The sequence below is a fragment of the Luteibacter rhizovicinus genome (assembly GCF_004342265.1).
GTDB classification, from domain to species: Bacteria; Pseudomonadota; Gammaproteobacteria; order Xanthomonadales; family Rhodanobacteraceae; genus Luteibacter; species Luteibacter rhizovicinus_B.
In genome coordinates this window covers 221,010-246,378 of the sequence record NZ_SMCS01000006.1, presented here as the reverse complement: position 1 = coordinate 246,378, position 25,369 = coordinate 221,010, and the positions used below count along the sequence as shown (strand labels likewise).

Here is a 25,369-nt window from a genome sequence, read left to right as displayed (position 1 = left end):
CTTGCGGCTGTGGCCGCCACGCTAGGCTCGGATGTCCACGTATGGTGCGTGCCCTGGCGTGGCGTTTCGGCCGAGGCGCTGTTTCGCCCGCTCATCGCCGCTTATGCGTCCGTTCCCGCCGACGACTTACCGATCGTGCGCGGCGAGCACGGCAAGCCATGGCTATCCGCACCACTGGGCGAGCTGGCCTTCAGCTGGTCGCACAGCGGTGATACGGCGCTGTGCGCTATCGCGCGCGGAGACGCCGGATTCGAACTGGGCGTCGATATCGAGCGGGTTCGCCCCAGGCCGCGACTGCTCGCCCTGGCCGAGCGATTCTTTTCGCCCAGCGAGGCCGCCTTGTTGCGCTCGTGCACGGAGGAGACGCGGCTCGACATGTTCCTTGCGTTGTGGACGTCCAAGGAGGCCGTGCTGAAGGCGCACGGCGGAGGACTGTCTTACGGACTGCATCGCGCGTCGTTCCACGTGGTGGAGGGGAGAGCACACCCTGTCGCATTCGATGGTGCGATTGCGCCGGCGACGGCATGGACCGTTCAGCCTCTGGACGTGCGCGCGGGATTCGCCGGCGCGATCGCATGGCGCGGGGCTTCACGGACAGTGCGTCTCATGACGCAAGACACTGAACCCTTCCCATCGACGCCTTGAACCATTTCCTCGCGAGCCGAGTCTGATTTCTGGCAAGTCGTGGAAGTTCGCTACAGGGACGTAGCGCGTTATGCTGGGAAGACAGTCATTGCGCACGCCGCCTGGCGTGCGCTTTTTTTTCAGGCATCCCATGACCGTTCTCAGCGTCAATCTGAATAAGATCGCCGTACTGCGCAACTCGCGCGGCGGCAATGAACCCGATATCGCCACGGCCGCGAATACCTGCATCGATGCGGGTTGCGGCGGCCTTACCGTCCATCCGCGACCCGACATGCGCCACGTGCGGCCCGACGATGTCCGCGTACTTGCCGGCCTTCTGCGCGGGCGGGTGGAATACAACATCGAAGGCAACCCGTTCGCGCCGGCGCGCGGCGAGTATCCGGGGCTCCTCGAGCTGGCCAAGGAAGTGCGTCCCACCCAGGTCACGCTGGTTCCGGATTCGGACGGCCAGATCACATCCGATCACGGTTTCGACCTGACGACCGACCTGCCGAAACTATCGCCGATCGTCGCTGCGTTCCGCGAACTCGGTTGCCGGGTGAGCGTTTTCGTCGGCGCCGACGCGAAGGGTTTCGCGGAAGCCGCGGCTGCGGGTATTCAGCGCATCGAGCTTTATACCGGGCCTTATGCCGAGGCATTCGCACGCGGCGATGCACGCATTGAACTCGCGGCGTTCGCGGATACCGCGCAGCGTGCGCAGCAGGCCGGCCTTGCGGTCAATGCCGGGCACGATCTGAGTCAGGCGAATCTCGGTACGTTCAAGTCGGCTATTCCGGGCCTGGCCGAGGTATCGATCGGCCATGCGCTGATCGGCGAGGCGTTGTACCAGGGCTTGTCGAATACGGTACGCGCGTACCTCGATATTCTTTCCTGATCGATCCCGCATGGACGCGATGCTTTCCTCCACGTAACCGCGACATCCGGAAGAGCCGTCGGCCACCACCCTCGTAGTGCGCGAGGAACCAAAAAAAAAACCCCGCCGAAGCGGGGTTTCTTCTTGGAGCCGGAAGAGTCTGGGGATCAGTTCGAGTTAACGAAACCGATCTTGGTCAGGCCCTGGCCCTTGGCGTCGGAAAGAACCCGAGCCACGACTTCGTACTGAGCCGCGTCGTCCGCATCGATCTGCAGTTCCGGCTGGTTGGACTGACTGGCGACTACCGCGATCTGAGCCTTGAGGCCCAGCTCGTCAACCGGCGTGTCGTTCCAGTACAGCGAACCATCCTGGCGGATCTGCAGCCGGATGGGATCCGGCGGATTTTCGGGGTTTACGATGTTCGGATTCGGCTGCGGCAGATCGATCTTGATCTTATGCGACAGCATCGGAGCCGTGATCATGAAGATGATCAGGAGAACCAGCATCACGTCGACGAGCGGCGTGACGTTGATTTCCGACATCGGACCACCGGAATTACCTGAACTGAATGCCATGGTGCGTCACTCCTTGCCGGTGGTGAGGAAGCCGACATGAACCATGCCTGCTTCCTTGGCAGCGCCAAGGACCTTGCGCACGACTTTGTATTCCGTCGTGCGGTCGGCGCGGATCTGCAATTCAGGCTGCGGCGACTTCGCCGCCGCAACCGCGAACTGGCCCTTGAGTTCAGCATCGCTGACCTCGGCGTCGTTCAGGAAGTACGTGCCGTCCGGCTTGATCGCGAGATCCATCGGTTCGACCGGGGTGTCATCCTTAACATTCGGATTAGCCTTCGGCAGATCGATCTGGATCCGATGGGACATCAGAGGAGCCGTGATCATGAAGATGATCAGCAGAACCAGCATCACGTCGACGAGCGGCGTGACGTTGATTTCCGACATCGGACCGCCGCTGTTGCCCCCGCTACTCATAGCCATGGGTCAGTTCCTCACTTCTTGACGTTAGCGACCGGCGTACCGGTGCCTTCGACGCGGGCACCCGTGGCGAAGAAGTCGTGCAGGTCATGCGCGAATTCGTCGAACTGGGCGTACGTCAGGCGGTTGGAGCGCATGAAGAAGTTGTACGCAAGCACGGCCGGGATAGCGGTGAACAGACCGAACGCGGTCATGATCAGAGCTTCACCGACGGGACCGGCGACCTTATCCATGGAGGCGCTGCCGCTGGCTGCGATACCGATAAGTGCGTGGTAAATACCCCACACCGTACCGAGCAGACCGATGAACGGAGCGGACGAGCCGACCGTTGCGAGCAGGGTCAGACCACCTTCGAGACGCAGGCTCTCACGAGCAACGGCCTGACGCAGGGCGCGATCGATGAATTCCGAACGCGACAGGGTCTCTGCCAGACGGCCGCCAGCGGCTGCCTGGTGGTGAGCGACCGCCGAAGCGGCGTCGAGGGCGATCTTCGAGAACGGTTCGCCCTTCGGCTGTTCTTCAAGAACGCGGATCGCATCCTGCGTGGAAGCAGTGTTCCAGAAACCCTGGATCACCTTGTCGGCACGAGTGCGGACGAGGCTGTTGCGGATGAAGTTGGCGACGATGAAATACCACGAAAGTATCGACATGGCCGTAAGGACGACGAAGACGATCCAACCCAGAAAATCGAAATTCTGGATCAGATGGTCGAAGCCCATCTGCTTCAGGGCATCGGCGTTGGAGTTTGTACCTGGCACGGCAGGCTGAGCGGAGGTGTCTTGCAACATAACGCTACCCTTGGGAAGTCAAGCGTGAACAATTAACTGTAATGAGGAAATTACAGCTGATTTAGGTTGAACGTAACGGGGACACGCGCATAGCCTTCGACCGCCTGGCCGCCACGCTTACCCGGGTTGAATCGCCAATTCCTTGCGGCATCTTCTGCAGCGCGATCCAACTCACGGAAACCGCTGGACTGATCGACCTTAATGTCTTTCGGCGAACCGTCAACACCAACGAGGACCAGAAGGACCACCGTACCCTCGTGCCGCTGGCGAACCGCCTGCGGCGGATACTTTGGCGGGTTACGCTGACGGTACGACAGATTTTCGCTCGGCGCGATATCAGCCGGCGGAGCAGGCGGCGCGGGAGGCGCCGGCGGCGGAGCCGGAATCGCGTTGGTCGAAGCTTCGTCGACGGCCGGCGGCGGCGGAGCCGGCGGCGGAGGTGTCGGTGGTGGCTTGACCTGTTGAATGATTTTCGGCGGCGGCGCCTTCGGAGGTTCCGGAGGCGGCGGCGGCGGCGGGGGAGGCGGCGGCGGTGGCTCGATAAAGTCCACCTGCACGATCTTCTCTTTCTCCTTTTCCTGCGACTTGGGCGGCGCCATGGGCGCTACCAGCAGCAGGAAGGCGAACGAGTGCAGCGCAATGGCAACTGCCAAAGCACTTGTGCGCCCCCAACTAAACGGCGCTTGGCCGGTTGATTCGTTACTTGAGGCCATCAGTCACTATCAAGAGCTAATCAAGCGGAAGTGAAGCCCGCACTGCTGGCCGGCAATTTCGGCTGTATATGCCGAAATCACTGGTTTCTGCAAGCGGAAAGAGATGCAAGGTACACCAGCATATAGCGTTTGTATAGCGCCTGAAGGGCAGATTTACGAAGTAGTCAAACCCGTACTTCAGGCACTTTACAGACGCTTACTTGGCGCCTGCGGTTTTCAACCAGGCGTTGGCCTTGGCAGAGGTTTCCGGGTCCTGCGCTGCCTGCTTCATGGCGGCGATTGCACCCGGTTTGTTCTTCAGACCACGCTCGGCTTCCGCGAGCATCATGTAGGCAGAGCCCTTATGTTGCACGCCCTTGCTGATGGCATCCTGCAGGGATTTCTTTGCTTCACCATACTTGTTATCGGTGATTTGGAGCTGACCGATGCGCAGTGAAACCTCACCGTCCTTCGCGAAAGGCTGGGCCTTCGTGTAGGCGGCAATGGCCTGCGCATGGTTTTCTGCAACGTAGGACGAGTCACCCTGGAGCTTGTAAACATCGTAGCCCGGCTTGACGACGCCCTTGGTCAGACCTTCATCCAGCACCTGGTATGCCTTCGAGGCATTCGTCTTGGTACGGGATTCGTTGTCCTGACCGTCGATCAGGTAGATTTTGGCGAGATTGACGTACTGCTTCTCGTCCTTGAACGCGCCGGCGGCGCGGCCCTTCTCCAGCAGCGTGATCGCTTCAGGATATTTCTGGGCCTGGATGAGCGTCGACGCAGCGTTGTTCAGCGCGGTCGCGTCATTCGGATTCTTCTGCAGAGCTTCCGTCGCGAGCGCGGCGGCCTTGTCGCCCTGGCCCGTCTCGGAGTAGCTGGCAGCCAGGATCTGGTTCCAGCCGTCGATCGACGTGGGCTTCGCGTCCGGCATCGACTTCGCTTTGTTGATCGCGACGATCGCGTCCGGGAATTTCTCGAGGCGGTAATCGATATTGCCTTCGAGACCGTACGAGTCGGCGGTTTCCTTCTTACCTTCCGCGCGCCACGACTGCAGCGTGGTCAGAGCCTGCGCGTACTGCTCGTCGGCCACGTAGAACTGGGCGAGCATGTACTTGAGCTGGAAGTAGGTGTCGTTCGACAGAACGCCGTTATCGAGGGATTTCTTCAGAAGCTCGATGGCGCCTTTAACGTCGCCGTCGTTGTACTTCATGTTGGCCATGCCCTGGAGGGCGAGCGCCTGAGCGTATTTGCTCTTGGTGCTGGTGCCGTCGGCGATCGGCTGCAGAAGCTGCATCGCCTTGTCTTTCTCGCCGTTGTTGACCGCGTCGAGGCCTTCGTTGAGGGCCTTCTGGTCTTTTTCGCTGGTGAGGTCGAGCTTGGGTTCCTGTCGGCTCGAGTTCGGGTACAGCGCTTCCTTCTTGTCCTTGGAAGCGGTGTCCTTTGCCACGGCAGCGCCGCTGACCAGCGACAGAGCGATTGCTGTTGCAGCCGCCACCTTGATGAGGGAACCCTGTTTCATTGCCTGACCTCTGTTTAGGAGTCGTCGCACGTGACCGTGCTCCGGGGGACTACAGAGGTTAACCTGAATTCATTCCTAAGAACAAGTCGCAGTGCGGCAAAAAAGAATAGTCAAAACAATGACTTGTTAAGAGAGTATTGACGGGGGTTCGCGGGCGGCCTTTTTTGCCGCCCGCTTTAGCCCTTAAACGTCCAGATTCGAGACCTTGAGCGCGTTCGCTTCAATGAAGTCCCGACGCGGTTCGACGGCTTCGCCCATCAGCATGGAGAACATCTGATCGGCCGCAACGGCATCCTCGACACCGACCTGGAGCATGCGACGGGTTTCCGGATTGACGGTGGTTTCCCACAGCTGTTCCGGGTTCATTTCGCCGAGGCCCTTGAAGCGCTGGATCGTACGGCCCTTCTTCGCTTCGTCGAGCAGCCAGTTCCGCACTTCGGCAAAGCTGACCACGCCACGCGAACCGTTGCCACGACGAACCACGGCACCCGGTTCCAGCTTCAGCTGTTGCAGCTGCTGCGAGATCGAAAGGATGGCGCGGAACTCGATGCCGCCGAAGAACGACTGCGGCAGGATCCAGGTATGGCTGAGGCCGTGCTGGTTACGCTCCAGCTCGATCGCCGCGCCCTGCTCGCCCGCTGCCGGACGCAGACGCAGCTTGTACGTCGGCTTGCCCAGGCCGCTGGCACTGAGCCGTAAGGCAACGCCGTCGAGCCAGGCCTGCATGACGCTGGCGTCCGCCCACATCGTCTCTTCGAGCGGTGCATGCTCGATCAACGCCGTCAGCATCGCGGGATCGAAGCGATGGTTGAGGCGGGCGATCTGGTCGAGCGCCGTCTGATAGTCGTGCAGGAGCTTTTCCAGCGTCTCGCCGGAAATGGCGCCAGCACCTTCTTCCGGCATCAGCGTCGCATTGTCGACCGCGCTGGCGATGAGGTAATCGTTGAGGACGTTGTCGTCCTTGATATACATCTCCTGCTTGCCCTGCTTCACCTTGTACAGCGGCGGCAAGCCGATATACACGTGGCCGCGCTCGATCAACTCGGGCATCTGGCGGTAAAAGAAGGTCAGCAGCAGTGTACGGATATGGGATCCGTCCACGTCGGCATCGGTCATGATGATGATGCGGTGGTAACGCAGCTTGTCCGGGTTGTATTCGTCTTTGCCGATACCCGTGCCAAGCGCGGTGATCAGCGTGCCGACCTCGGCCGAGGAAATCATCTTGTCGAAACGGGCTTTCTCGACGTTGAGGATTTTGCCCTTCAACGGCAGCACGGCCTGCGTACGACGGTTGCGACCCTGCTTGGCGGAACCGCCGGCGGAGTCACCCTCGACCAGGAACAGTTCGGAAAGCGCGGGATCTTTTTCCTGACAGTCGGCGAGCTTGCCCGGCAGGCCCGCGATATCGAGCGCACCCTTGCGGCGAGTCATCTCGCGCGCCTTGCGGGCGGCTTCGCGCGCACGGGCGGCGTCCACCACCTTGGAAGCGATGGCCTTGCTCTCGCCCGGATGTTCCAGCAGGAACGAGGCGAACTTGTCGTTGACGACCTGCTCGACCACCGTCTTCACTTCGCTGGAGACCAGTTTGTCCTTGGTCTGCGACGAGAATTTCGGATCGGGCACCTTGACGGACAGCACAGCGATCATGCCTTCGCGCATGTCGTCGCCCGAGAGGCCGACCTTGGCGTTCTTCGCCAGCCCTTCCCGCTCGATGTAGTTCTGCAGGGTGCGCGTCAGCGCGGCGCGGAAGCCCGTGAGATGGGTGCCGCCGTCGCGCTGGGGAATGTTGTTCGTGAAGCAGAACATCGTTTCCTGGTACGCGTCCGTCCATTGCATGGCCACCTCGACGGTGATGCCGTCGGATTCCGAGCTGAAGGAGATGACGTTGGGGTGCAACGCCGTCTTCAACTGGGCCAGATGCTGGACGAAGGAGCGAATGCCGCCTTCGTACGCAAAAATATCCTTGCGATCGTTCCGCTCGTCGATCAGTTCGATCGTGACGCCAGAATTGAGGAACGCCAGTTCGCGCAGGCGCTTCGCCAGGATGTCGTAATGGAATTCGATGTTATTGGTGAACGTCGCCGGGCTGGGCAGGAAACGCACCATCGTGCCGCGTCGTGTCGTATCGCCAACAGGGCCGATGGGCGCTACGGGCTCGCCATGAGCGTATTCCTGACGATATTCCTTGCCATTGAGCCAGACGGTCAGCCAAAGACGCTGGCTGAGCGCGTTGACGACGGAAACGCCGACACCATGAAGGCCGCCCGAGACCTTGTACGAGTTCGCATCGAACTTGCCACCCGCATGAAGCACGGTCATGACCACTTCGGCCGTGGACCGCCCTTCTTCCGGGTGGATATCGACAGGAATACCGCGGCCGTTATCGGTCACGCCAACGGAACCATCCTGGTAAATGGTCACCGTTACGTAATCGCAGTAGCCGGCAAGGGCTTCGTCGATGGCGTTATCCACCACCTCGAAGACCATGTGATGTAGTCCGGTGCCATCGTCGGTATCGCCGATGTACATGCCAGGGCGCTTACGAACGGCGTCCAGGCCCTTCAGCACTTTGATGTTGCTTGAGTCGTACGAGGTCGAATTCGTCGGTTCGAGATGTTCGTTCATGCGATGCCCGATGGTGGCGCCAAACAGCGGTCCCGGCACGGCGCGATAAGGCGTCGGGACAGTCGGTCGATTATAGCAGGCCCGCCACATTGCCCTGTTCCACGTGGAACACTGTCTTGGGGGCCGAAAGAAGCGCGTGGGGAACCTCGGTACCTGTCACGAGGACCTGGATGTCGCGATCCAGAAGTTGCGCTACAACCCACTCTTGATGGGTACGATCGAGCTCGGATGCAAGGTCGTCCAGGCAGACGACAGGCCATTCTCCGCGCGCTTCGGCATGATGTGCCGCCTGCCCGATGAGGCAAGCCAGCGCACAAAGCTTCTCCTGACCACGGGACAGATGCTCTCGCAGCGGAGCATGCTCGAAGCTGACGACGAAGTCCGCTCGATGGGGCCCGACGGTGGTGTGCCCCCTCGACGCGTCGCGATACCGACGTTCGGCCAGCACCTCGGCAAGGTCCATCCCCTCGTCCCACCCGCGTTTGTAGCGGAGATTTAGCGCTCCCAGCTCGGGAAGCGTGGTTTGGGCCAGGGCATCGATGTGCGGCGACAAGGCCGTGATGTAGGCTTTTCGCTGTGCATCGATGATTTCGCCTGATTGGGCTAGTTCCGCTTCCCAAGGGGCAATGAGATTGTCCGGCGGCGCGCCCCCGGCCCGGAGCAATGCATTTCTCTGCTTCAACGCGCGTTGATAGCGACGCCAGGCCAGAAGGAAGGAATGTTCCACGTGGAACAGACCCCAATCGAGGAACCGGCGCCGCTCTTCCGACGGCCCCGCGATCAGTGCGTGGGAACCGGGCTCGAAGCAAACCACCGCGCACGACTGGACCAATGCCCCCAGCGTCGCGGCGGTTTCGCCATCCACCCTCGCCTGCCAGCGTCCGCTCTCGCGTCCCAGCCCAAGACGATGCAGCCTGCCGTCCTGCATCCGCAGCTCGGCGAATACCGAAAGCGCCGAAGCACCGCGCTTCAGGAGGACGTCGCGGGAACCACTACGAAACGACCGACCATGCGAAAGCAAATAGGCGGCTTCGAGCACACTGGTTTTCCCGGCCCCGTTTGCGCCGGTAAAAACATTGATGCCCGGGGCCAGAGTTAGCGACACGCCTTCCAGGCATCGCAATCCCGCGATTCGCAGCGTTTCGAACTTCATCCGCTCTGTTTACCCCGTAAAACGCAAAGACGCCGGGGTGTGCGAGACAACCCCGGCGTCACAAGCCGAACCCTGAGTTTACGGCGCGTCAGAGGCGCAGCGGCATAATCACGTGCCGCGCCTCGTCGTTGCCCTCTTCCTGCAAGAGACAGCTGGACTGCGCGTCGCGCAGGTTCAGACGGACTTTGTCGCCGCGAAGTGCGCTGAGTGCGTCCATCAGGTACCCCACGTTGAAGCCAACGGCCAGATCCGAAACGCTGGTTTCGGCTTCGACCTCTTCCACGGCCTCTTCCTGCTCCGGGTTGTGGGCCACGATGCGCATTTTGCCGGGGCTGAGTTCCAGCTTCACACCGCGATACTTTTCGTTCGACAGAATCGCCGCGCGTTGCAGGGCGCCACGCAGGACATCGCGTTCGATCGTCGCAGTTTTGTCCGCGCCGAGAGGAATAACCGACTCGTAGTCCGGGAAACGGCCATCGATCAGTTTGGAGGTGAAAACCACGCCGCCACGGCGTACGCGCAGGTGATTGCGCCCGAATTCCAGCTCGACCTGGCCTTCGCCGGTTTCGAACAAGCCAACCAGCTCGTTCACGCCCTTGCGCGGAATGATGATCTGACGACGCGTGGAAACCGAGCTTTCCAGCTGGGTTTCTTTCAGTGCAAGACGATGACCATCGGTAGCGACGCAACGCAGCGTGTGTTCCTGAAGATCCAGGAGCATGCCGTTGAGGTAGTAGCGAACGTCCTGATTCGCCATGGCGAATGCCGTGCGTTCCATCAGCTCACGCAAAACGTCTTCGGGAAGCGATACGCGCTCCAGAAGTTCGATTTCGTCGATGGTCGGAAACTCCGTCGACGGCAGCGTGGCCAGCGTGAATCGGCTGCGACCGGCATTCAGGGCGATGCGCTCGCCGTTCTGCTTCACATCGATCTTCGATCCATCCGGCAGGGCGCGAACGATGTCGAACAGCTTGCGTGCCGGAATCGTCACTTCGCCGTTCTGAACCGCTTCGGCTGCCGTGGTGGCGACCATTTCGACTTCGAGATCGGTGCCGGTGAACGAAACCTGGTCTCCGTCGGCCTTCACGAGAAGGTTCGCCAGTACTGGCAGCGTCTGACGACGTTCCACGACGCCGACCACCTGCTGCAGGGGTTTAAGCAGTACTTCTCGTTGGATGCTGAATTGCATGCGTGTCCCCTGCTTTTGCTTTAAAGAGTTTTTAAGATTTATTTAGTGGTAGTAGTAGGGCCGGTGGATAACTGGAGAAGTCAAAAATATTGTTTATATTCAGTGACTTGTCTTTTCATATCGACTGGCCTGAAAGACGGACTGCATGTGGGTGTCTTGTGGATAACTTTGGGTTCTGGAGCCGTCCTCAGATCATCCACTTATTATCCACAGGTTTTCAGCCCGTCAATATACGTATCAGTTGTTCCCAATCCTGCCTCATCCGCACGTCCTTCTCGCAGAAACCGCGAATGGTGCGGCACGCGTGGAGAACGGTCGTATGGTCGCGGCCGCCGAAAGCCTCTCCGATCTCCGGCAGGCTGTGTTCGGTCAGTTCCTTCGACAACGCCATGGCTACCTGTCGCGGACGCGCCAGGGAGCGCACACGGCGCTTGGAGAGCAGGTCGGACAGCCGAACCTGATAGTAGTCGGCCACCTGCTTCTGGATATTGGGCACCGTCACGGCCTGCGCATGGGTATTGAGCAGGTCGCGCAGGGTTTCCTCGGCGAAATCGGTCGTGATGGGCTTGCGGTAAAAGTTGGCGCGAGCCGCCAGCGTATTGAGCGCGCCTTCCAGATCGCGGACGTTCGAGCGGATACGCCGCGCAAGGAGCATCGCGACGTCCTCGGACACCGCCATACCCTTGTCGTGCGCCTTCGACAGAAGAATCGCCGCGCGCGTTTCGAAGTCCGGTGGCTCGATAGCCACCGACAGACCCCAGCCCAGGCGCGACTTCAGACGCGGCTCGAGCTTGTCCAGCTCCTTCGGATAGCGATCGCAGGTCAGGATGATCTGTTGCTTCGCTTCGAAAAGCGCATTGAACGTATGGAAGAACTCTTCCTGCGTGGTGTCCTTGCCCGCGAAGAACTGGATGTCGTCGATCAGCAACGCGTCCACGGAACGGAAGCGCCGCTTGAACTCGTCCATGTTCTTCTGCTGCAGCGCTTTCACCATGCCGCTGACGAACTGCTCCGAGCGCAGGTAAAGCACCTTGAAGCCCGGATTGTTTTCCATCATCAGGTTGCCGGCCGCATGCATGAGATGCGTCTTACCCAGACCGGTGCCGCCATAAAGCAGCAGCGGGTTGTACGCCCGGCCGGGATTCATCGCGACCTGCATCGCCGCGGCCTTGCCCAGCTGGTTCGATTTGCCTTCCACGAACGTTTCGAACGTGTAGTGCGGATCCAGATTGTGGATATGCGCGGCTTCCGCCGGCACGTCCGGCATGCGCGAAGGCGGTGCGTAATGCTGTTGTTGTTGCTGCGTGGGCGGGTTGGGCACGACGGTGCGCGCCGGTGCGGGACGCCCGCCACTGGACCCGACTTCCACGCGCACGGGCACGGGGCGGCCCAGCAGGTGTTCGACGATCGTCTGGATCTGTTCCAGATATTGTTCGCGTACGGTATCCAGCGTGTAAGGATTGGGCGCGAAGAGATAGAGGCCGGTTGCATCTTCGCGAGCCTGAAGAGGCATCAGCCAGGTATGCACGTCCTCGGCGCTCAACTCGCCTTCCAGACGCTCGAGACAGCGCCGCCAAAGATCACTCATTAGGTATGCTTGCCACAGAAGAGGCGCTTGCGCGCGGGGTGGACGGCAAAGTCTACCAGTCTTGGCCCTCTCCCAGAGGTCGGCGCAGGGATCGGGTCCGTCACCCCCGTTTGACACTCCCGTAATAACCCCGCATACTTTCTAGCCTTTTTTAATCTTCACCCGGATGTAAGAGCCATGAAGCGGACTTTCCAGCCAAGCAAGCTCAAGCGCGCCCGCACCCACGGCTTTCGTGCTCGCATGAAGACCGCGGACGGTCGCAAGATCCTCAACGCGCGCCGCGCGAAGGGTCGTAAGCGCCTGATCCCGTAAGCGGTTCGCCGTCGTGCGTGCCGCTGCCATGCCGCGCGAAGCGCGGCTCCGCCGCGCCGCCGATTTCGCCGCCCTGCGTACTGTCAGCGGCCGCCTCGGCGGCCGCTGCTTTCTTTTGCGTTTCGGAAACAACGAGACCGACACGGCCCGTCTTGGCCTTGCCATCTCGAAGCGTTGTTCCAAGCGCGCGGTTGATCGCAACCGCATCAAGCGCCTCGTGCGCGAATCTTTCCGTCGCGCCCGGCCCGGTCTTCCCACGGTAGACGTCCTGGTGACCGCCCGCGACATCGCGGTCGCCGAATCCGGCGCCGTCCTCCTGGCCGAACTCGATGCCCTGTGGAAGAAGTTGCGGCCGTTGAAGCCTGAGCAGTCGAGCGTCACAATCGCGCGTTGACCTTCCTGTCCCCACCGTCCTTCCGCGGTCGTATACCGCGGCGCCCTTCGGATTTGGCCCTGCAATGAATCAAACGCGCACGTTCCTCTTCTTCGCGCTCATGTTTGTGGCGTACATGCTTTGGATGGAATGGGAGAAAGACTATGTCACTCCGCCTCCTGCACCGACGTCCGCCGCGCAGACCACCGGGCAGGCCGCTGCCGGCGACTCCAGCATTCCAGGCGCCGCCGCTCCCGCTGGCGTTCCCTCCGAATCGGCTAACGCCACCGGTCCGGCGCAACTCGTCACCGTTACGACCGACGTACTGCGTCTGACGATCAATACGCGCGGCGGCAGTGTCGTTCGTTCCGAATTGCTGGCTTATCCCAGCGAGCCGCGCACCAAGAAGAATCCGGATTCGCCGCCCGTCCGTCTGCTCGACGACGAAGACGCGCAGTTCTTCGCGGCACAGGACGGTCTGGTCAGCAGCGCCGGCGCGGCACCCGATCACAACGCCCTCTTCCACGCCGAGAAAACCGAGTACACGCTCGCCGACGGCGAAAAGAGCGTCAGCGTCGACCTGACCTGGACCGATCCGTCGGGCATCAAGGTCGTGAAGCGCTATACGTTGAAGCGCAACGACTATGTCGTCGACCTCGATCAGCGCATCGAGAACGGCAGCGCCACGGCCTGGACGGGTAACGCCTACCAGCAGCTGCAGCGCGTACCGGCCGCCAAGGTCAACTGGTTCAAGGCCTATACCGATCCGGCGCAGCACAGCTTCTTCGGTGCCGCGTGGTACAGCCCGGAAACCAAGTTCGACCAGCTGCTCTTCAACGACTTCGCCAAGAAGCCGCTGAACCGCCAGATCACCGGTGGCTGGATCAGCATGCTCCAGCATTACTTCTTCGTTGCGTGGATTCCGCCGGCGGACCAGGCCGTCACGTACACGACGACCACCGTCAATCCGGATACCGCGAATCCGCGCTATCTCGTCCGCGCATTCGGTCCGTCGTTGCAGGCCGCGCCGGGACAGAGCGTCGACAGCGTCGCGCGTCTGTACATCGGTCCGAAACTGCAGGGCACGCTGGACGCGATCGCACCGGGCCTGGAACTGACCAGCAACTACGGCTGGCTGACGATCATCGCGCAGCCGCTGCATTGGCTGCTCTCCCAGCTGCACGCCATCAGTGGCAACTGGGGCGTCGCGATCATCCTGCTCGTGCTGCTGATCAAGGCCGCGCTGTACAAGCTGACCGACGCGCAGTTCCGTTCGGGCGCACGCATGCGCAAGTTGCAGCCTCGCGTCCAGGCGCTCAAGGAGCGTTACGGCGACGACAAGGTCAAGATGCAGCAGGCCATGATGGAGCTGTATAAGAAGGAGAAGGTCAATCCGATGGCGGGTTGCCTGCCCATCCTGATCACCTTCCCCATCTTCATCGGTCTGCTCCGCGTTCTGTCCGAAAGCATCGAACTGCGTCACGCACCGTTCTTCGGCTGGATCCACGATCTGTCGGCATCCGATCCGTATTACGTACTGCCGGTGCTGTACATGATGGTCACGCTGGCCACCCAGCGCCTGACGCCGATGACCGGCATGGACCCGACCCAGGCCAAGATGATGAAGGTGATGCCGCTGCTGTTCGGCGTCTTCTTCGCCTTCTTCCCGTCCGGTCTGGTGCTGTACTGGACAGTCAACGGTGCCACCAGCCTGCTTCAGCAGTGGTGGATCACACGAAGTGTCGACCGCGCCGAGCTCAAGGCCCGGACGTCCTGATAACCCGAAGCGGCGCGTCGAAAGACGCGCCGCTTCGCTATGAGGCCTGCGAAGTGACCCAACACGACGACACCATTGCCGCCATCGCCACGGGTGCGGGCGCCGCGGGCGTCGGCGTGGTGCGCGTATCGGGTCCGGCCGTTCCCTTCATCGCCGCCACCCTGCTCGGTCGCGAACCTCGTCCGCGTCACGCGCACTTCGCCGCATTCCGCGACGCGTCGGCTGAACTCGTCGACCGCGGATTGCTGTTGTTCTTTCCCGGTCCTGCTTCTTATACCGGTGAGCACACACTGGAACTCCAGGGACACGGCAGCGCCGTTCTTCTCGACGCCCTGCTTCGTCGCGTCATCGAACTCGGTGCACGCCTTGCGCGCCCCGGCGAATTCACCGAACGCGCATTCCTCAACGGCAAGCTGGATCTTGCCCAGGCCGAAGCCGTCGCCGACCTTGTCGCCGCGCGATCGGAAGCCGGTGCGCGCGCGGCGCTTCGTTCCATGGAAGGCGTGTTCTCCGCGAAAGTCGACGACCTGCTGGCCGATCTCGTCGCGCTGCGCGTTCACGTCGAAGCGGCGATCGACTTTCCCGAGGAAGAAATCGACTTCCTCGCCGATCCGGCGATAGAGAATCAGCTCACGTCATTGCGCGTACGTCTTGCCGATCTTCTCGTCGAAGCGCGACGCGGTGTTCGTCTCAACGATGGCATCGCGGTCGCCATCGTCGGACGTCCGAATGCCGGAAAATCGAGTCTGATGAATGCGCTTGCGGGTAGCGAACGCGCCATCGTCACCGATATTCCCGGCACGACGCGCGATGTGCTGCGCGAATCCGTCGCGATCGACGGCGTGTCATTCGAACTCGCCGACACCGCTGGCCTTCGCGAGTCGGACGACATCGTCGAACAGGAAGGCGTGCGCAGAGCGCGCGCGCAACTGGAACGCTGCGATGTCGCGCTGCTTGTCACGGAGGCATCGCACGCGGACAACGATCTGACGTTCTTCGCAAACCTTCCCGATAGCGCGGAACGCATCGTCGTCGTCAACAAGATCGACATCGCCGGCGGCAACGCGCATACCGAACAACGCGATGGCGCGACATGGCTATGGCTATCCGCGAAAAGCGGCAACGGCCTCGATGCGCTTCGCTCGACACTGAAGACCCTGGCCACCGCCGGTGCGGGCGAAGGCGCGTTCAGCGCGCGCCGCCGCCACGTCGTCGCACTCGAACACGTCGCCGCCCATCTTGTACGCACAGCGACCGTGCTGGACGAAACCCGTTCCGGCGAACTTGCCGCGGAAGAACTACGCCACGCGCAGCAGGAGCTCGGCGAAATCACCGGCACCTACACGTCCGACGACCTGCTCGGGGCAATCTTCAGTTCGTTCTGTATCGGGAAGTAGAGCATCGCTCGGCCCGCCATCAGGCAGGCGCACGATCCGCGAACTTCCACGACGACGCTATCCACGAACGGACACGCGACGCGATCCACCTTGTCATCGGACGTTCGATAAGCCGATGTGCGATGCAGCCGGCTGCAATCGTGGCCAGAAGCGTGGCGCACCAGAAAGCGATCTCCACGCCAGGCCCGTAGTTCCTGAGTTGAAGCAATCCGAATGCACGGGACGCGGCACCCAGAACGAAAACGTGAATCAGATACAACGAATACGACGCGTCGCCCAACAGCAACCACAATCGCGACGGCCTCGCCATGGCCCACGGTTCCAGCGACAGTGCGCCCACGATCAGGAGCGCGGCGGGAATACCGGCCTGCCACCATCGCTCGGACAGTACGAACGCGCCGGGCATATTGAGCAGCGCGAACCCACCGATCCCGCCGGCGAGGCAGGCAAGTCCAGCCATGACGGGCAGTCGCCCACGGGCTTTCGCGAACCACGCGAAGATCAGCATGCCGAATGCGAATTCCAGCAGGAGCGGACTCGTAAACAGATAGGTAACGAACATACCGGACAACGACCCGCAAGCCAGAAGCAGGACGATTGCCAGCGCCGTCGTCAATCCCGCGCGGCGCGCAGGGATCAGAAAAATGAGAGAGAAGATCGTATAGAAGTAGAGCTCGAAACTAAGACTCCAGCCCGGCCCGATGAGGAAGGTGATATCGCTCTGCTGAAGAGTAGGAATCAAGGTATAAGAGCGCCAGATGCTGGTTGGGCCGCTGTTGGCGTTTACCAGCGAAGGACTCAGCAGATACAGCGCAAGGGCCGCTGTCGTTACCAGCCAATACATCGGGAAGATGCGCACGAAACGCTTGAGCCAGAAGTCTCCGGCGGACGGAATCCCGTGGGGTGTCCGCCAGTAGATCATCGCCATGACGAATCCCGAGATGACGAAGAACACATCGACGCCGCTTGCGCCGATGCGGAATCCGCCGAAGACGTCGGCGCCCGCCACCGTGCTTTTGAAGGCGATGTGCGACATCACGACCATGATGGCCGCAATCGCCCGCAGATACTGGAGCGTATATATCAAGGTATCCCCTTTGCAGCGCGGCAAGGCATCGAAGTATAGGCGCCGCACCGGGCGAGCATCGGGTCCGGAAGTCGCGGACCGGATGATGTCCCTTCCTTCGGAGGTGCGCTACGTGTCCTGTTTAGGAATGGCATGACGGTGCGCTTCTTCAAGCGCGCGCTATACGGTCACGTTCGATATGCCTGAAGCAAACATCAACAACGTCAAATGGTTGCATGACAACCCCATATCGAACGTGAGCAACTGCGTTAAACTGTCTGACTTTGCACGGATGTCCCTCCGTCCGTGCGCTCACGACAGTCGATTCCACGCATGCTCAATCTTGTCTTCGGCGGCCTCGGCGTTTCCGTTCTCTGGCTGATTCCTCTTATCTGGCGTGTCGCGCGCGGGCTGCTGCGGCGCGGTCCCGACGTCCTTCGTGGACAAGGCGCCATACGGTTCTGGGCCGGTGCGCTGGTCGTGCTTGTCGCGAGCATGACGCTCGAGGGCCTCGTCATCGCGCATTACACCGACGATCCCGCCATGGGCGGTTATCTGTGTCGCGTTCTCGGCCATGCGTTTGGCGAATCGCTCGGTGGATTCCTTACCTCGTTGCTGATGCTTGCCGCGCTCGGCGCCGCGTTGCCCTGGTATCTCGGCGTCTCGTGGGGCGGCGCATTCAACGGTGCGACGCGGGCGCTCGAGCCGCTCGGCGCGTTGGCGATCGAAGGCACCCGGCAGACATTCGCTCGCCTGACTACGCGGGGCCGCGGCGGTCGTTCCGGTGGCGCGGTACGTCGTGCCGATCGGCCGGCAGCGCGCAGACGGTCGGTGTCGCCGGCCGTGCGGCGCGAAAAGACCACGGTGGAAGCAGCGGTCACCGTGCCGACGCGTACCGGTCCCGTTTCCGCACCGCCCGCTCGTCGACATACGCCGATGCGCGAAACGGTGATTCGGGAACCCTGGCTTGCGCCGAGGAATGCGCCGGCACCGCCGGAGCAGCTTCCGCGCGTACCGCCTGCATCGATGCCGATCATGGCGGCAGCGCCAACGCCCGCACCACGCGCGCCGGAGCGATACGAATCGATTGCTACGATGCCCGTAGCCGAATCGAACGTATTACCCGTTGCGCCCGAACCTGCGCCGGAACCGATCGTCGTCGCGCCGGTGCCGCGCGTCGAAGAAGTCGATCCAACGGCGGGCCTGGTACGTGCCGCGCCTGTCGCGGCCATACCGGCGAGATGGAAAGCGGCAAACGAAGAAAGCATTGCCGACATTCCCGCCGTAACGGTTACGCCAGCTGCGACGCCCGTCGTTTCGCGCACACCCTCGCCCGTCGGCGTGCCGCCGCTTTCCCTTCTGTCCGCATCGGCACATGAGCCTGCTACTTCGCTCGACGAAGCCCAGCTCATGGAAACGGGCGAACTGATCGAGCAGCGTCTGCGCGAGTTCAAAGTGCCCGTCACCGTGGTCGGCGCATCGGCCGGTCCCGTGATCACGCGCTTCGAAGTGGAGCCCGCAGTCGGCGTACGCGGCAATCAGATCGTCGCGCTGATGAAAGATCTGGCGCGAGGTCTCGGACGGACGTCAATCCGCGTGGTCGAAACGATCCCTGGCAAGACGTGCATGGGTCTGGAGCTACCGAACGAGCAGCGCCAGATGATCGCGCTTTCCGAGATTCTCGACTCTGGCGAATACCGCGATTCCGATTCGTTGCTGACGCTGGCCATGGGCAAGGGCATCACGGGGGAACCCGTCGTCGCCGATCTTGCGAAAGCGCCGCATATGCTCGTTGCTGGCACCACGGGTTCCGGCAAGTCCGTCGCCGTGAACGCGATGATCCTGTCGATGCTGTACAAAGCGACGCCCGACGAGGTGCGCATGATCATGATCGATCCGAAGATGCTGGAGCTTTCGGTATACGAAGGGATTCCGCATCTTCTGGCGCCGGTCGTCACCGATATGAAGCTCGCCGCGAACGCGCTCAACTGGTGCGTGGCGGAAATGGAGAATCGCTATCGCGTGATGTCGGATCTGCGCGTACGCAATCTCGCCGGATACAACCAGAAGGTTCGCGAGGCGCGCGCCGCGGGTCGCCCATTGTTCAATCCCTTCCCTGCGCATCCGGAAGTACCCGAGCATCTCGATACGTTACCGATGATCGTCGTCATCATCGACGAGTTGGCGGACCTGATGATGGTCGCCGGGAAAAAAATCGAAGAACTGATCGCGCGACTCGCCCAGAAGGCGCGCGCGGCCGGCATTCATCTGATTCTTGCCACGCAGCGTCCGTCGGTCGACGTCATCACCGGTCTTATCAAGGCGAACATCCCGACGCGCGTCGCGTTCCAGGTGTCGTCGAAGATCGATTCGCGAACCATCCTCGACCAGATGGGTGCCGAAAGCCTGCTCGGCCAGGGCGATATGCTGTTCCTTCCGCCGGGGACGGGCTATCCGCAGCGCATCCACGGTGCGTTCGTGGCGGACGAGGAAGTGCATCGCGTCGTCGCGTGGCTGAAGCAGTTCGGCGAACCCGATTACAAGGACGAGATCCTTGCCGGGCCACCTGCGGAAGGTTCGGGCGATATGTTCGGCGAGGACAATGCGGATGCCGAACTCGATCCGCTTTATGACGAAGCGGCGGCGTTCGTACTCCGCTCGCGTCGCGCGTCGATCTCGTTCGTGCAGAGGCAGTTCCGTATCGGCTACAACCGCGCGGCGCGTCTGGTCGAAGCGATGGAAGCGGCGGGGCTCGTATCGTCGATGGGTATCAACGGTCAGCGCGAGGTGCTCGCGCCGGGGCCGACGGATTAGCCGAAAAAACTTTCCGATAAAGCGACTGTAGGAGCGCTCAAGAGCGCTCCTACATAAGACCTGCTATTACGGGGTGTCTTTTGTCAGGAGCTTCAGCGGTACGGCGATCGTCTTTTCCACCGGCTGCTTGTCGATGAGCTTCTTCGCGGTTTCGACACCGAGACGGCCGATTTCCGCTGGCTGCTGCGCCACGGTCGCGGCCATCTTGCCGTCCTTCACCGCCTGCTTGCCATCGGGCGTTCCGTCGAAACCGACGACAGCGACGTTGTTGCGCTTGGCGCCATCGAGCGCACGCACCGCACCCAGGGCCATTTCGTCGTTCTGCGCGAAGATGGCCTGTACATCGCTATTGGCCTGCAACAGATTTTCGCTGACGGACATGCCCTGCGCGCGATCGAAATTCGCAGGCTGCTGGGCAACGACCTTCAGGCCCGGTGTCTGCGCGATTTCGTCGTCGAAACCCTTGCCGCGATCGCGTGCCGCCGACGTGCCGGCAACACCTTGCAGCTCGATAATCTTGCCCTTGCCGTCCAGCTGCTTTGCCAGGAAATCGGCGGCCATCTTGCCGCCGGCGATGTTGTCCGAGGCGATATGCGAAGCGACAGCCGCACCGTCTACCGCCCGGTCGAGCGTGACGACGGGAATGTTCGCGCGATTGGCCGACTGCACCGCGCCCGCGAGCGCGGACGAATCGGTTGGGTTAAGCAGGATGACCGAAACATGCTTCTGGATCAGGTCTTCCACGCTGGAGATCTGACGCGCGGGATCGTCCTGCGCATCGACGACGACGAGCGAGACATTCGCGTCCTTGGCTGCTTTCTGCGCGCCATCCTTCAGTTCGACGAAGAACGGATTGTTCTGGGTCGACAAGGCCAGACCGATGGTCGGCGTGCCGCTGGCCGGCGCGGCGCCCGCGGTCGATGCCGGCGCGGTGGACGATTCGCCCGGGCCTTGCTGGCTGCAGGCGGCGAGGAGCGTGGCCGCAGCTGCGGCGAGGTAGGCAAGTTTACGCATGGACGTTCTCCCAGAGGTGCGACGGTTCGTTACCGCCGGTCGAGCAGTACGGCGATGAGGATGACGATGCCCTTGACCACCTGCTGGTAGAACGAGGACACGCCCAGAAGATTCAGACCGTTGTTGAGGAAGCCGATCAGCAACGCGCCGATCAGCGTACCGAAGAGCCAGCCGCGACCGCCCGACAGGCTGGTGCCGCCAAGTACCACGGCGGCAATGGCATCAAGTTCATAGCCGACGCCTGCGGTCGCCTGCGCCGAATACAGGCGCGACGTGAGCACGACGCCGGCGAATGCGGACAGCAGACCCGAGAGTCCGTAGATCGCGAGTTTCATCGGACTGATGCGAACGCCGGAAAGCCGCGACGCTTCTTCATTGCCACCGATGGCGACGACATGCCGGCCGAATACCGTGCCGCGAAGCAGGAAACCGCAGACCGCGAACACCACGAACATCAACACGACGGGAATGGGTATCAGCTGCCCGACATAGCCACCGCCAAGCAACGCGAAACCGTTGTTGGTAACTGGAATCGGACGTCCTTCGGTATACGAGAGCGTCAGACCGCGAATCAGCGTCATCGTGCCCAGCGTCGCGATGAACGGCGCCACGCGCCCCCACGACACCAGTGCGCCATTGATGACGCCGAGCAAAGCACCCAGACCAAGACCGGCGACAACGGCCAGAACCACACCGTGACCCGCAGCCATCAGGCCGGCCGTGACGGCGCCGGACAGCGCGAGGATCGCGCCGACCGAAAGATCGATGCCGCCGGCAAGAATCACGAAGGTCATGCCGAAAGCGATCAGTGCATTGATCGAAACCTGGCGCAGCACGGTGAGCAGGTTGCCGGTGGTCAGGAATTCCGGACTCATGATCGACAACACGATGAACAGCAGCATCAGGCCGATGACCGAACCAAGACGCTGTATCAGTGCGAGCGAACCATTCCACGAAAAGCGCGTCGTCATATCACTTGCCTCCCGTCGCGGCGCGCATGATGGTTTCCTGCGTAGCCGTCGCCGCATCGAGTAGCGCCGTGGCGTGTCCTTCGTGCATCACCAGGATGCGGTCGCTCATCGCGAGCACCTCCGGGAGTTCCGAGGAAATCATGAGAATGGCCACGCCCTGCTCCGCGAGTTGATTGATGATGTGATAGATCTCGGCCTTGCCGCCGACGTCGACGCCACGCGTCGGTTCGTCGAGGATCAGCACGCGCGGTTTCAGTGCGAGCCACTTGGCCAGCACCACTTTCTGCTGATTGCCGCCGGACAGCGCGCGCACGTCCAGTTCCATATCCCGCGTACGTATCTTCAGCTGGTCGATCAGTCCGCGGGTCTGTTTCTTTTCGCTGCCGCGATCCACGAGACCCGCATGCGCGGGCACCTTCGGCAGGCTTACGTTTTCGCGAAGGCTCATGTCCAGTACCAGACCCAGTGCCTTGCGGTCTTCCGTAACGAAACCGAAGCCGGCGTGGATGGCTTCATTCGGCGAGCGTGCGGTAAGTGGCTTGCCGTCGAGCAGAACGCGGCCCTGCGTAGGCTTGTCGATGCCGAACAGCAGACGTGCCAGCTCGGTGCGTCCGGCGCCCATGAGTCCCGCGACGCCAAGCACTTCGCCAGCGCGCAGATCGAAGCTGACGTCGTGCACGGCACCGTCGCCGATGCCTTCGACCTTCAGCAGCACCTCGCCGGGTGTGGACGTACGCTTGGGGAAGCGCGCTTCGAGCGTGCGTCCGACCATCATGCGCACGACTTCGTCCAGCTCGAGGCCGGGTACCGGTCGCGTGCCGACGAACTTGCCGTCGCGAAGGACGGAAATGCGATCGCACAGCGCGAAGATTTCTTCCATGCGATGCGAGACGTAGACGATACCCGCCCCTTGCGTGCGCAAGTCGCGGATCAGCGCGAACAACGTCGTCGTCTCGCGTTCGGTAAGCGCGGCGGTCGGCTCGTCCATGATGATGGCCCGCGCGTTCTGGCCGATAGCCCGTGCGATCTCGACCATCTGTTGCTGACCGACGGAAAGCTTTTCGATGCGCGTGTCCGGATCGAGCGCGGACATACCGATGCGCGCCAGCCATTCCTTCGCGCGTTCGCGCATGGCTTTACGATCCAGCAGACCGAAGCGATGCAACTCGCGGCCAAGGAATAGATTGTCCGCGATGGTCAGCGACGGGATCAGGTTGAGTTCCTGATGAATGATGGCGATGCCATAGCGTTCGGCATCCGCGGGTGTCGTGATGGTGACGGGCTTGCCGTCGACGAGGATGCGGCCTTCGTCCGGCGCGTAGATGCCGGTAAGGATTTTCATCAACGTGGATTTGCCGGCGCCGTTCTCGCCCATCAGCGCGTGCACTTCGCCGGACAGGAGTTCGAAGTCGACGCCTTCCAGTACCTTCACCGGCCCGAAGGCCTTGTGGATACCTTCCATCCGGATCAGCGGGGCGTCCATCAGAAGGTCACGCCCGCATGAAGGATGACGTTGGCGTACGGCGACGTTTCGCCGGTACGGACCACCGCGACCGCGCGTGCGCAGAAACGCTTGAACTCTTCATGGGACACTTCGTCGACCGACACGCCTTCGTTGCTGAGTTTGCCCGCGAGAGACGCGAGCGCGGCATTGCGTTCGTGGATCTCGCGAGCGAAGGTCACGCTTTCTACCGCCAGTTCCGCGAACACGGCGTCAAATACGATCTGGAACGATGGCGTGCCGGGAAGCACGGCAAGGTCGATACAGGGAACGCCATGAGGCACCGGTAGCCCGACGTCGCCGATGACCAGCGTATCGGTGTGGCCCATCGCCGCGATGATGCGATTGAGTTCGGCGTGCAGCAGACCGTTCCGTTTCATGCGTGTCGTTCCAGAAAACGTTCGACTTCGTCGGCGCGCGGCATGCCGCCTTGCGCGCCCAGCCGGGATACCGCGATCGCCGCGGTCGCGCACGCCATGCGTACGGCGGTCGGCAAGCCTTGGGACAGATACACCGCGAGCGCGGCGTTGAAGGTATCGCCGGCGCCCGTGCTGTCCACGGCGTCCACCTTGAATCCGGTTTGATGCACAGGCTCGCCATCTTCGCGATACCAGGCGCCTTCTTCGCCGCGCGTCAGCACGACCGGGCAGGGTGCGCGACGCATCAGGTCGCGAAAATCCGACGAGGGATCCGCGTTGAGTACGGTCGCCAGTTCGTGCTGGTTCGGCGTCAGGTACCGCACCTGCGACAGCCACTCCAGCGGCAGATGCTGCGCGGGCGCCGGATTGAGGATGACGGGCACGCCGGCGCGTTTGCCGATGCGCAGCGTGGCTTCCACGGAAGCCAGCGGAATTTCCATCTGGACCAGCACGACATCGGCTTGTTCGATCGCGCGCGAGGCGGCTTCGACATGCGCCGGCATCACGCGCGCGTTCGCCGCCGGCACGACGACGATCTGGTTTTCGCCGCCGGCCACGGTAATCGACGCCGTGCCGCTGCCGATACCGTCCATGCGCGAGACATGCGCGACGTCGATGCCTTCGGCGACCAGGCCGTCGTACAACTGCGTTCCGAACGCGTCGTCGCCTACCGCGCCGACCATGGCGACTTTCGCGCCCAGCCGGGCTGCGGCGACCGCCTGATTGGCGCCCTTGCCGCCCGGTACAGTAAGGAAGCGTTCGCCGATCAAGGTTTCGCCCGGCGCGACGAAACGCGGCGCGAGCGTGACCAGATCCATATTGATACTGCCGATGACGACAATGCGCGTCATGTACTGCTCCACGGAAGCGTTTGAGAACACCGGTCCGTTGTTACACGATCCGGTCAGGCCGCCGACAAGCATAATCCCATCGTCGCGGACCGGCTTTCATGGATGTGCTGTCGTCATGTAGCTTCATTCGCGCGACAAGCCCTTCGCTTCGAGTTCCGCCAGGTACGCAGGCCATGCGGTGTCGTAGCTACGGCCAAGTTCCAGAAGCGTGTCCCAGCCGAAGATGCCGCTGGCGTGGCCGTCGTCGAAGCGCAGCAATACGCCGTAATGGCCGACCGGTTCGATGGCGGCGATATTCACGTTGCGTTTGCCGGGTACGGTCACTTTCTGGCTGGGCCCATGCCCCTGCACTTCGGCGCTGGGCGAATTCACGCGCAGGTATTCGCAGGGAAGCAGGAAGCGTTCGCCATTGTCGAACGCCACTTCGAGCACGCGCGACGTGGCGTGCAACACGATATCGATGGGATGGGGTTTCACGGTCGGATCGCGGGTCCGCGGATCGGGGAGACGCGCATGCTAGCGTCCGGCTGTGCGCTGCGCACGCCCGGTTGTGCGCGAAGTCGTGCCAGCACGCTTTCCATGGGTTCGTCGCCGACGATTTCCACGAGCGCTCCGTCGAGTTGGGATATGTCCCGTACGCGGACGACTCCGGTCGCGTTTTCGGCGGCCAGCGCCGAGGGAGACGACGGTCCGTCCTCGTATACGACGATGATGCGTTGGGTTCTCACAGCCTCTTCTCCCTTCGTTGAGGCGACGGGCCACATCGTTGCGAACAGGATGAAAAAAAGAACCCCCACCATGAGGCGGGGGTTCCGGTCATACGCAAA

24 protein-coding genes are annotated in these 25,369 nt (G+C 62.0%); 7 read left to right on the top strand and 17 right to left on the bottom strand.

Annotated features, from left to right (window positions below):
• Positions 1 to 9 precede the first annotated feature (9 nt).
• Entirely contained in the window at positions 10 to 645 is a 636-nt protein-coding gene (locus EC912_RS15470; RefSeq protein WP_165973628.1) for a 4'-phosphopantetheinyl transferase family protein, read from the top strand.
• 130 nt (positions 646 to 775) lie between these two features.
• A complete protein-coding gene (locus tag EC912_RS15465; protein WP_132145655.1) occupies positions 776 to 1,519 on the top strand; it encodes a pyridoxine 5'-phosphate synthase in 744 nt (247 codons plus the stop codon).
• 146 nt (positions 1,520 to 1,665) lie between these two features.
• On the opposite strand, the gene EC912_RS15460 is transcribed toward EC912_RS15465, so the two are convergent.
• The 9 genes from EC912_RS15460 to dnaA form a co-directional block, all read right to left on the bottom strand.
• Entirely contained in the window at positions 1,666 to 2,073 is a 408-nt protein-coding gene (locus EC912_RS15460; protein WP_132145653.1) for an ExbD/TolR family protein, read from the bottom strand.
• A gap of 6 nt (positions 2,074 to 2,079) precedes the next feature.
• A complete protein-coding gene (locus EC912_RS15455; RefSeq protein ID WP_132145651.1) occupies positions 2,080 to 2,493 on the bottom strand; it encodes an ExbD/TolR family protein in 414 nt (137 codons plus the stop codon).
• Positions 2,494 to 2,504: 11 nt separating this feature from the next.
• A complete protein-coding gene (locus tag EC912_RS15450; protein ID WP_132145649.1) occupies positions 2,505 to 3,278 on the bottom strand; it encodes a MotA/TolQ/ExbB proton channel family protein in 774 nt (257 codons plus the stop codon).
• Between the two features lie 50 nt (positions 3,279 to 3,328).
• A complete protein-coding gene (locus tag EC912_RS15445) occupies positions 3,329 to 3,991 on the bottom strand; it encodes an energy transducer TonB (RefSeq protein WP_132145647.1) in 663 nt (220 codons plus the stop codon).
• A 196-nt stretch (positions 3,992 to 4,187) separates the two neighbouring features.
• Positions 4,188 to 5,492 (bottom strand): tetratricopeptide repeat protein, encoded by a 1,305-nt coding sequence (locus EC912_RS15440; RefSeq protein WP_207906864.1) that lies wholly within the window; start codon positions 5,490 to 5,492, stop codon positions 4,188 to 4,190.
• A 183-nt stretch (positions 5,493 to 5,675) separates the two neighbouring features.
• On the bottom strand, positions 5,676 to 8,117 hold the full coding sequence (gene gyrB, locus EC912_RS15435; RefSeq protein WP_132145644.1) for a DNA topoisomerase (ATP-hydrolyzing) subunit B: 2,442 nt from the start codon (positions 8,115 to 8,117) through the stop codon (positions 5,676 to 5,678).
• A 70-nt stretch (positions 8,118 to 8,187) separates the two neighbouring features.
• The gene (gene recF / locus EC912_RS15430; protein ID WP_132145642.1) at positions 8,188 to 9,270 is read right to left on the bottom strand and encodes a DNA replication/repair protein RecF; all 1,083 of its coding nucleotides are present in this window, start codon (positions 9,268 to 9,270) and stop codon (positions 8,188 to 8,190) included.
• 88 nt (positions 9,271 to 9,358) lie between these two features.
• Positions 9,359 to 10,459 (bottom strand): DNA polymerase III subunit beta, encoded by a 1,101-nt coding sequence (dnaN, locus tag EC912_RS15425; protein WP_132145640.1) that lies wholly within the window; start codon positions 10,457 to 10,459, stop codon positions 9,359 to 9,361.
• A 217-nt stretch (positions 10,460 to 10,676) separates the two neighbouring features.
• Positions 10,677 to 12,047: a chromosomal replication initiator protein DnaA gene (gene dnaA / locus EC912_RS15420; protein ID WP_132145638.1), complete on the bottom strand. Its 1,371-nt coding sequence runs from the start codon at positions 12,045 to 12,047 to the stop codon at positions 10,677 to 10,679.
• A gap of 177 nt (positions 12,048 to 12,224) precedes the next feature.
• On the opposite strand from dnaA, the gene rpmH reads away from it, so the two are divergent.
• From rpmH to mnmE, 4 genes are all read left to right on the top strand, one after another.
• The gene (gene rpmH, locus EC912_RS15415) at positions 12,225 to 12,359 is read left to right on the top strand and encodes a 50S ribosomal protein L34 (RefSeq protein WP_132145636.1); all 135 of its coding nucleotides are present in this window, start codon (positions 12,225 to 12,227) and stop codon (positions 12,357 to 12,359) included.
• 13 nt (positions 12,360 to 12,372) lie between these two features.
• Entirely contained in the window at positions 12,373 to 12,753 is a 381-nt protein-coding gene (gene rnpA / locus EC912_RS15410; RefSeq protein ID WP_243649307.1) for a ribonuclease P protein component, read from the top strand.
• Between the two features lie 64 nt (positions 12,754 to 12,817).
• Complete coding sequence (gene yidC, locus EC912_RS15405; protein ID WP_132145634.1) at positions 12,818 to 14,509, top strand: membrane protein insertase YidC; 1,692 nt, start codon at positions 12,818 to 12,820, stop codon at positions 14,507 to 14,509.
• A gap of 53 nt (positions 14,510 to 14,562) precedes the next feature.
• Entirely contained in the window at positions 14,563 to 15,906 is a 1,344-nt protein-coding gene (mnmE, locus tag EC912_RS15400) for a tRNA uridine-5-carboxymethylaminomethyl(34) synthesis GTPase MnmE (RefSeq protein ID WP_132145632.1), read from the top strand.
• 19 nt (positions 15,907 to 15,925) lie between these two features.
• Here mnmE and EC912_RS15395 read toward each other — a convergent pair whose 3' ends face one another.
• A complete protein-coding gene (locus EC912_RS15395) occupies positions 15,926 to 16,993 on the bottom strand; it encodes an acyltransferase family protein (protein WP_132145630.1) in 1,068 nt (355 codons plus the stop codon).
• A gap of 312 nt (positions 16,994 to 17,305) precedes the next feature.
• Between EC912_RS15395 and EC912_RS19760 the strand changes: the two genes are divergently transcribed.
• Complete coding sequence (locus EC912_RS19760) at positions 17,306 to 19,786, top strand: FtsK/SpoIIIE family DNA translocase (RefSeq protein WP_132145628.1); 2,481 nt, start codon at positions 17,306 to 17,308, stop codon at positions 19,784 to 19,786.
• 66 nt (positions 19,787 to 19,852) lie between these two features.
• Here EC912_RS19760 and rbsB read toward each other — a convergent pair whose 3' ends face one another.
• The 7 genes from rbsB to EC912_RS15355 form a co-directional block, all read right to left on the bottom strand.
• Positions 19,853 to 20,800, bottom strand: a complete 948-nt coding sequence (gene rbsB, locus EC912_RS15385) for a ribose ABC transporter substrate-binding protein RbsB (protein WP_132145626.1) — start codon at positions 20,798 to 20,800, stop codon at positions 19,853 to 19,855.
• Between the two features lie 29 nt (positions 20,801 to 20,829).
• On the bottom strand, positions 20,830 to 21,771 hold the full coding sequence (locus EC912_RS15380; protein WP_132145624.1) for an ABC transporter permease subunit: 942 nt from the start codon (positions 21,769 to 21,771) through the stop codon (positions 20,830 to 20,832).
• A 1-nt stretch (position 21,772) separates the two neighbouring features.
• The gene (locus tag EC912_RS15375) at positions 21,773 to 23,254 is read right to left on the bottom strand and encodes a sugar ABC transporter ATP-binding protein (protein ID WP_132145622.1); all 1,482 of its coding nucleotides are present in this window, start codon (positions 23,252 to 23,254) and stop codon (positions 21,773 to 21,775) included.
• The gene (rbsD, locus tag EC912_RS15370) at positions 23,254 to 23,652 is read right to left on the bottom strand and encodes a D-ribose pyranase (RefSeq protein ID WP_132145620.1); all 399 of its coding nucleotides are present in this window, start codon (positions 23,650 to 23,652) and stop codon (positions 23,254 to 23,256) included. The genes EC912_RS15375 and rbsD overlap by 1 nt, the downstream gene beginning before the upstream one ends.
• Entirely contained in the window at positions 23,649 to 24,542 is an 894-nt protein-coding gene (gene rbsK, locus EC912_RS15365) for a ribokinase (protein WP_132145618.1), read from the bottom strand. Before rbsK ends, rbsD begins: the two co-directional genes overlap by 4 nt.
• A 123-nt stretch (positions 24,543 to 24,665) precedes the next feature.
• Positions 24,666 to 25,019: a gamma-butyrobetaine hydroxylase-like domain-containing protein gene (locus EC912_RS15360; RefSeq protein ID WP_132145616.1), complete on the bottom strand. Its 354-nt coding sequence runs from the start codon at positions 25,017 to 25,019 to the stop codon at positions 24,666 to 24,668.
• Entirely contained in the window at positions 25,016 to 25,270 is a 255-nt protein-coding gene (locus tag EC912_RS15355; RefSeq protein ID WP_132145614.1) for a S8 family serine peptidase, read from the bottom strand. Before EC912_RS15355 ends, EC912_RS15360 begins: the two co-directional genes overlap by 4 nt.
• Positions 25,271 to 25,369 lie beyond the last annotated feature (99 nt).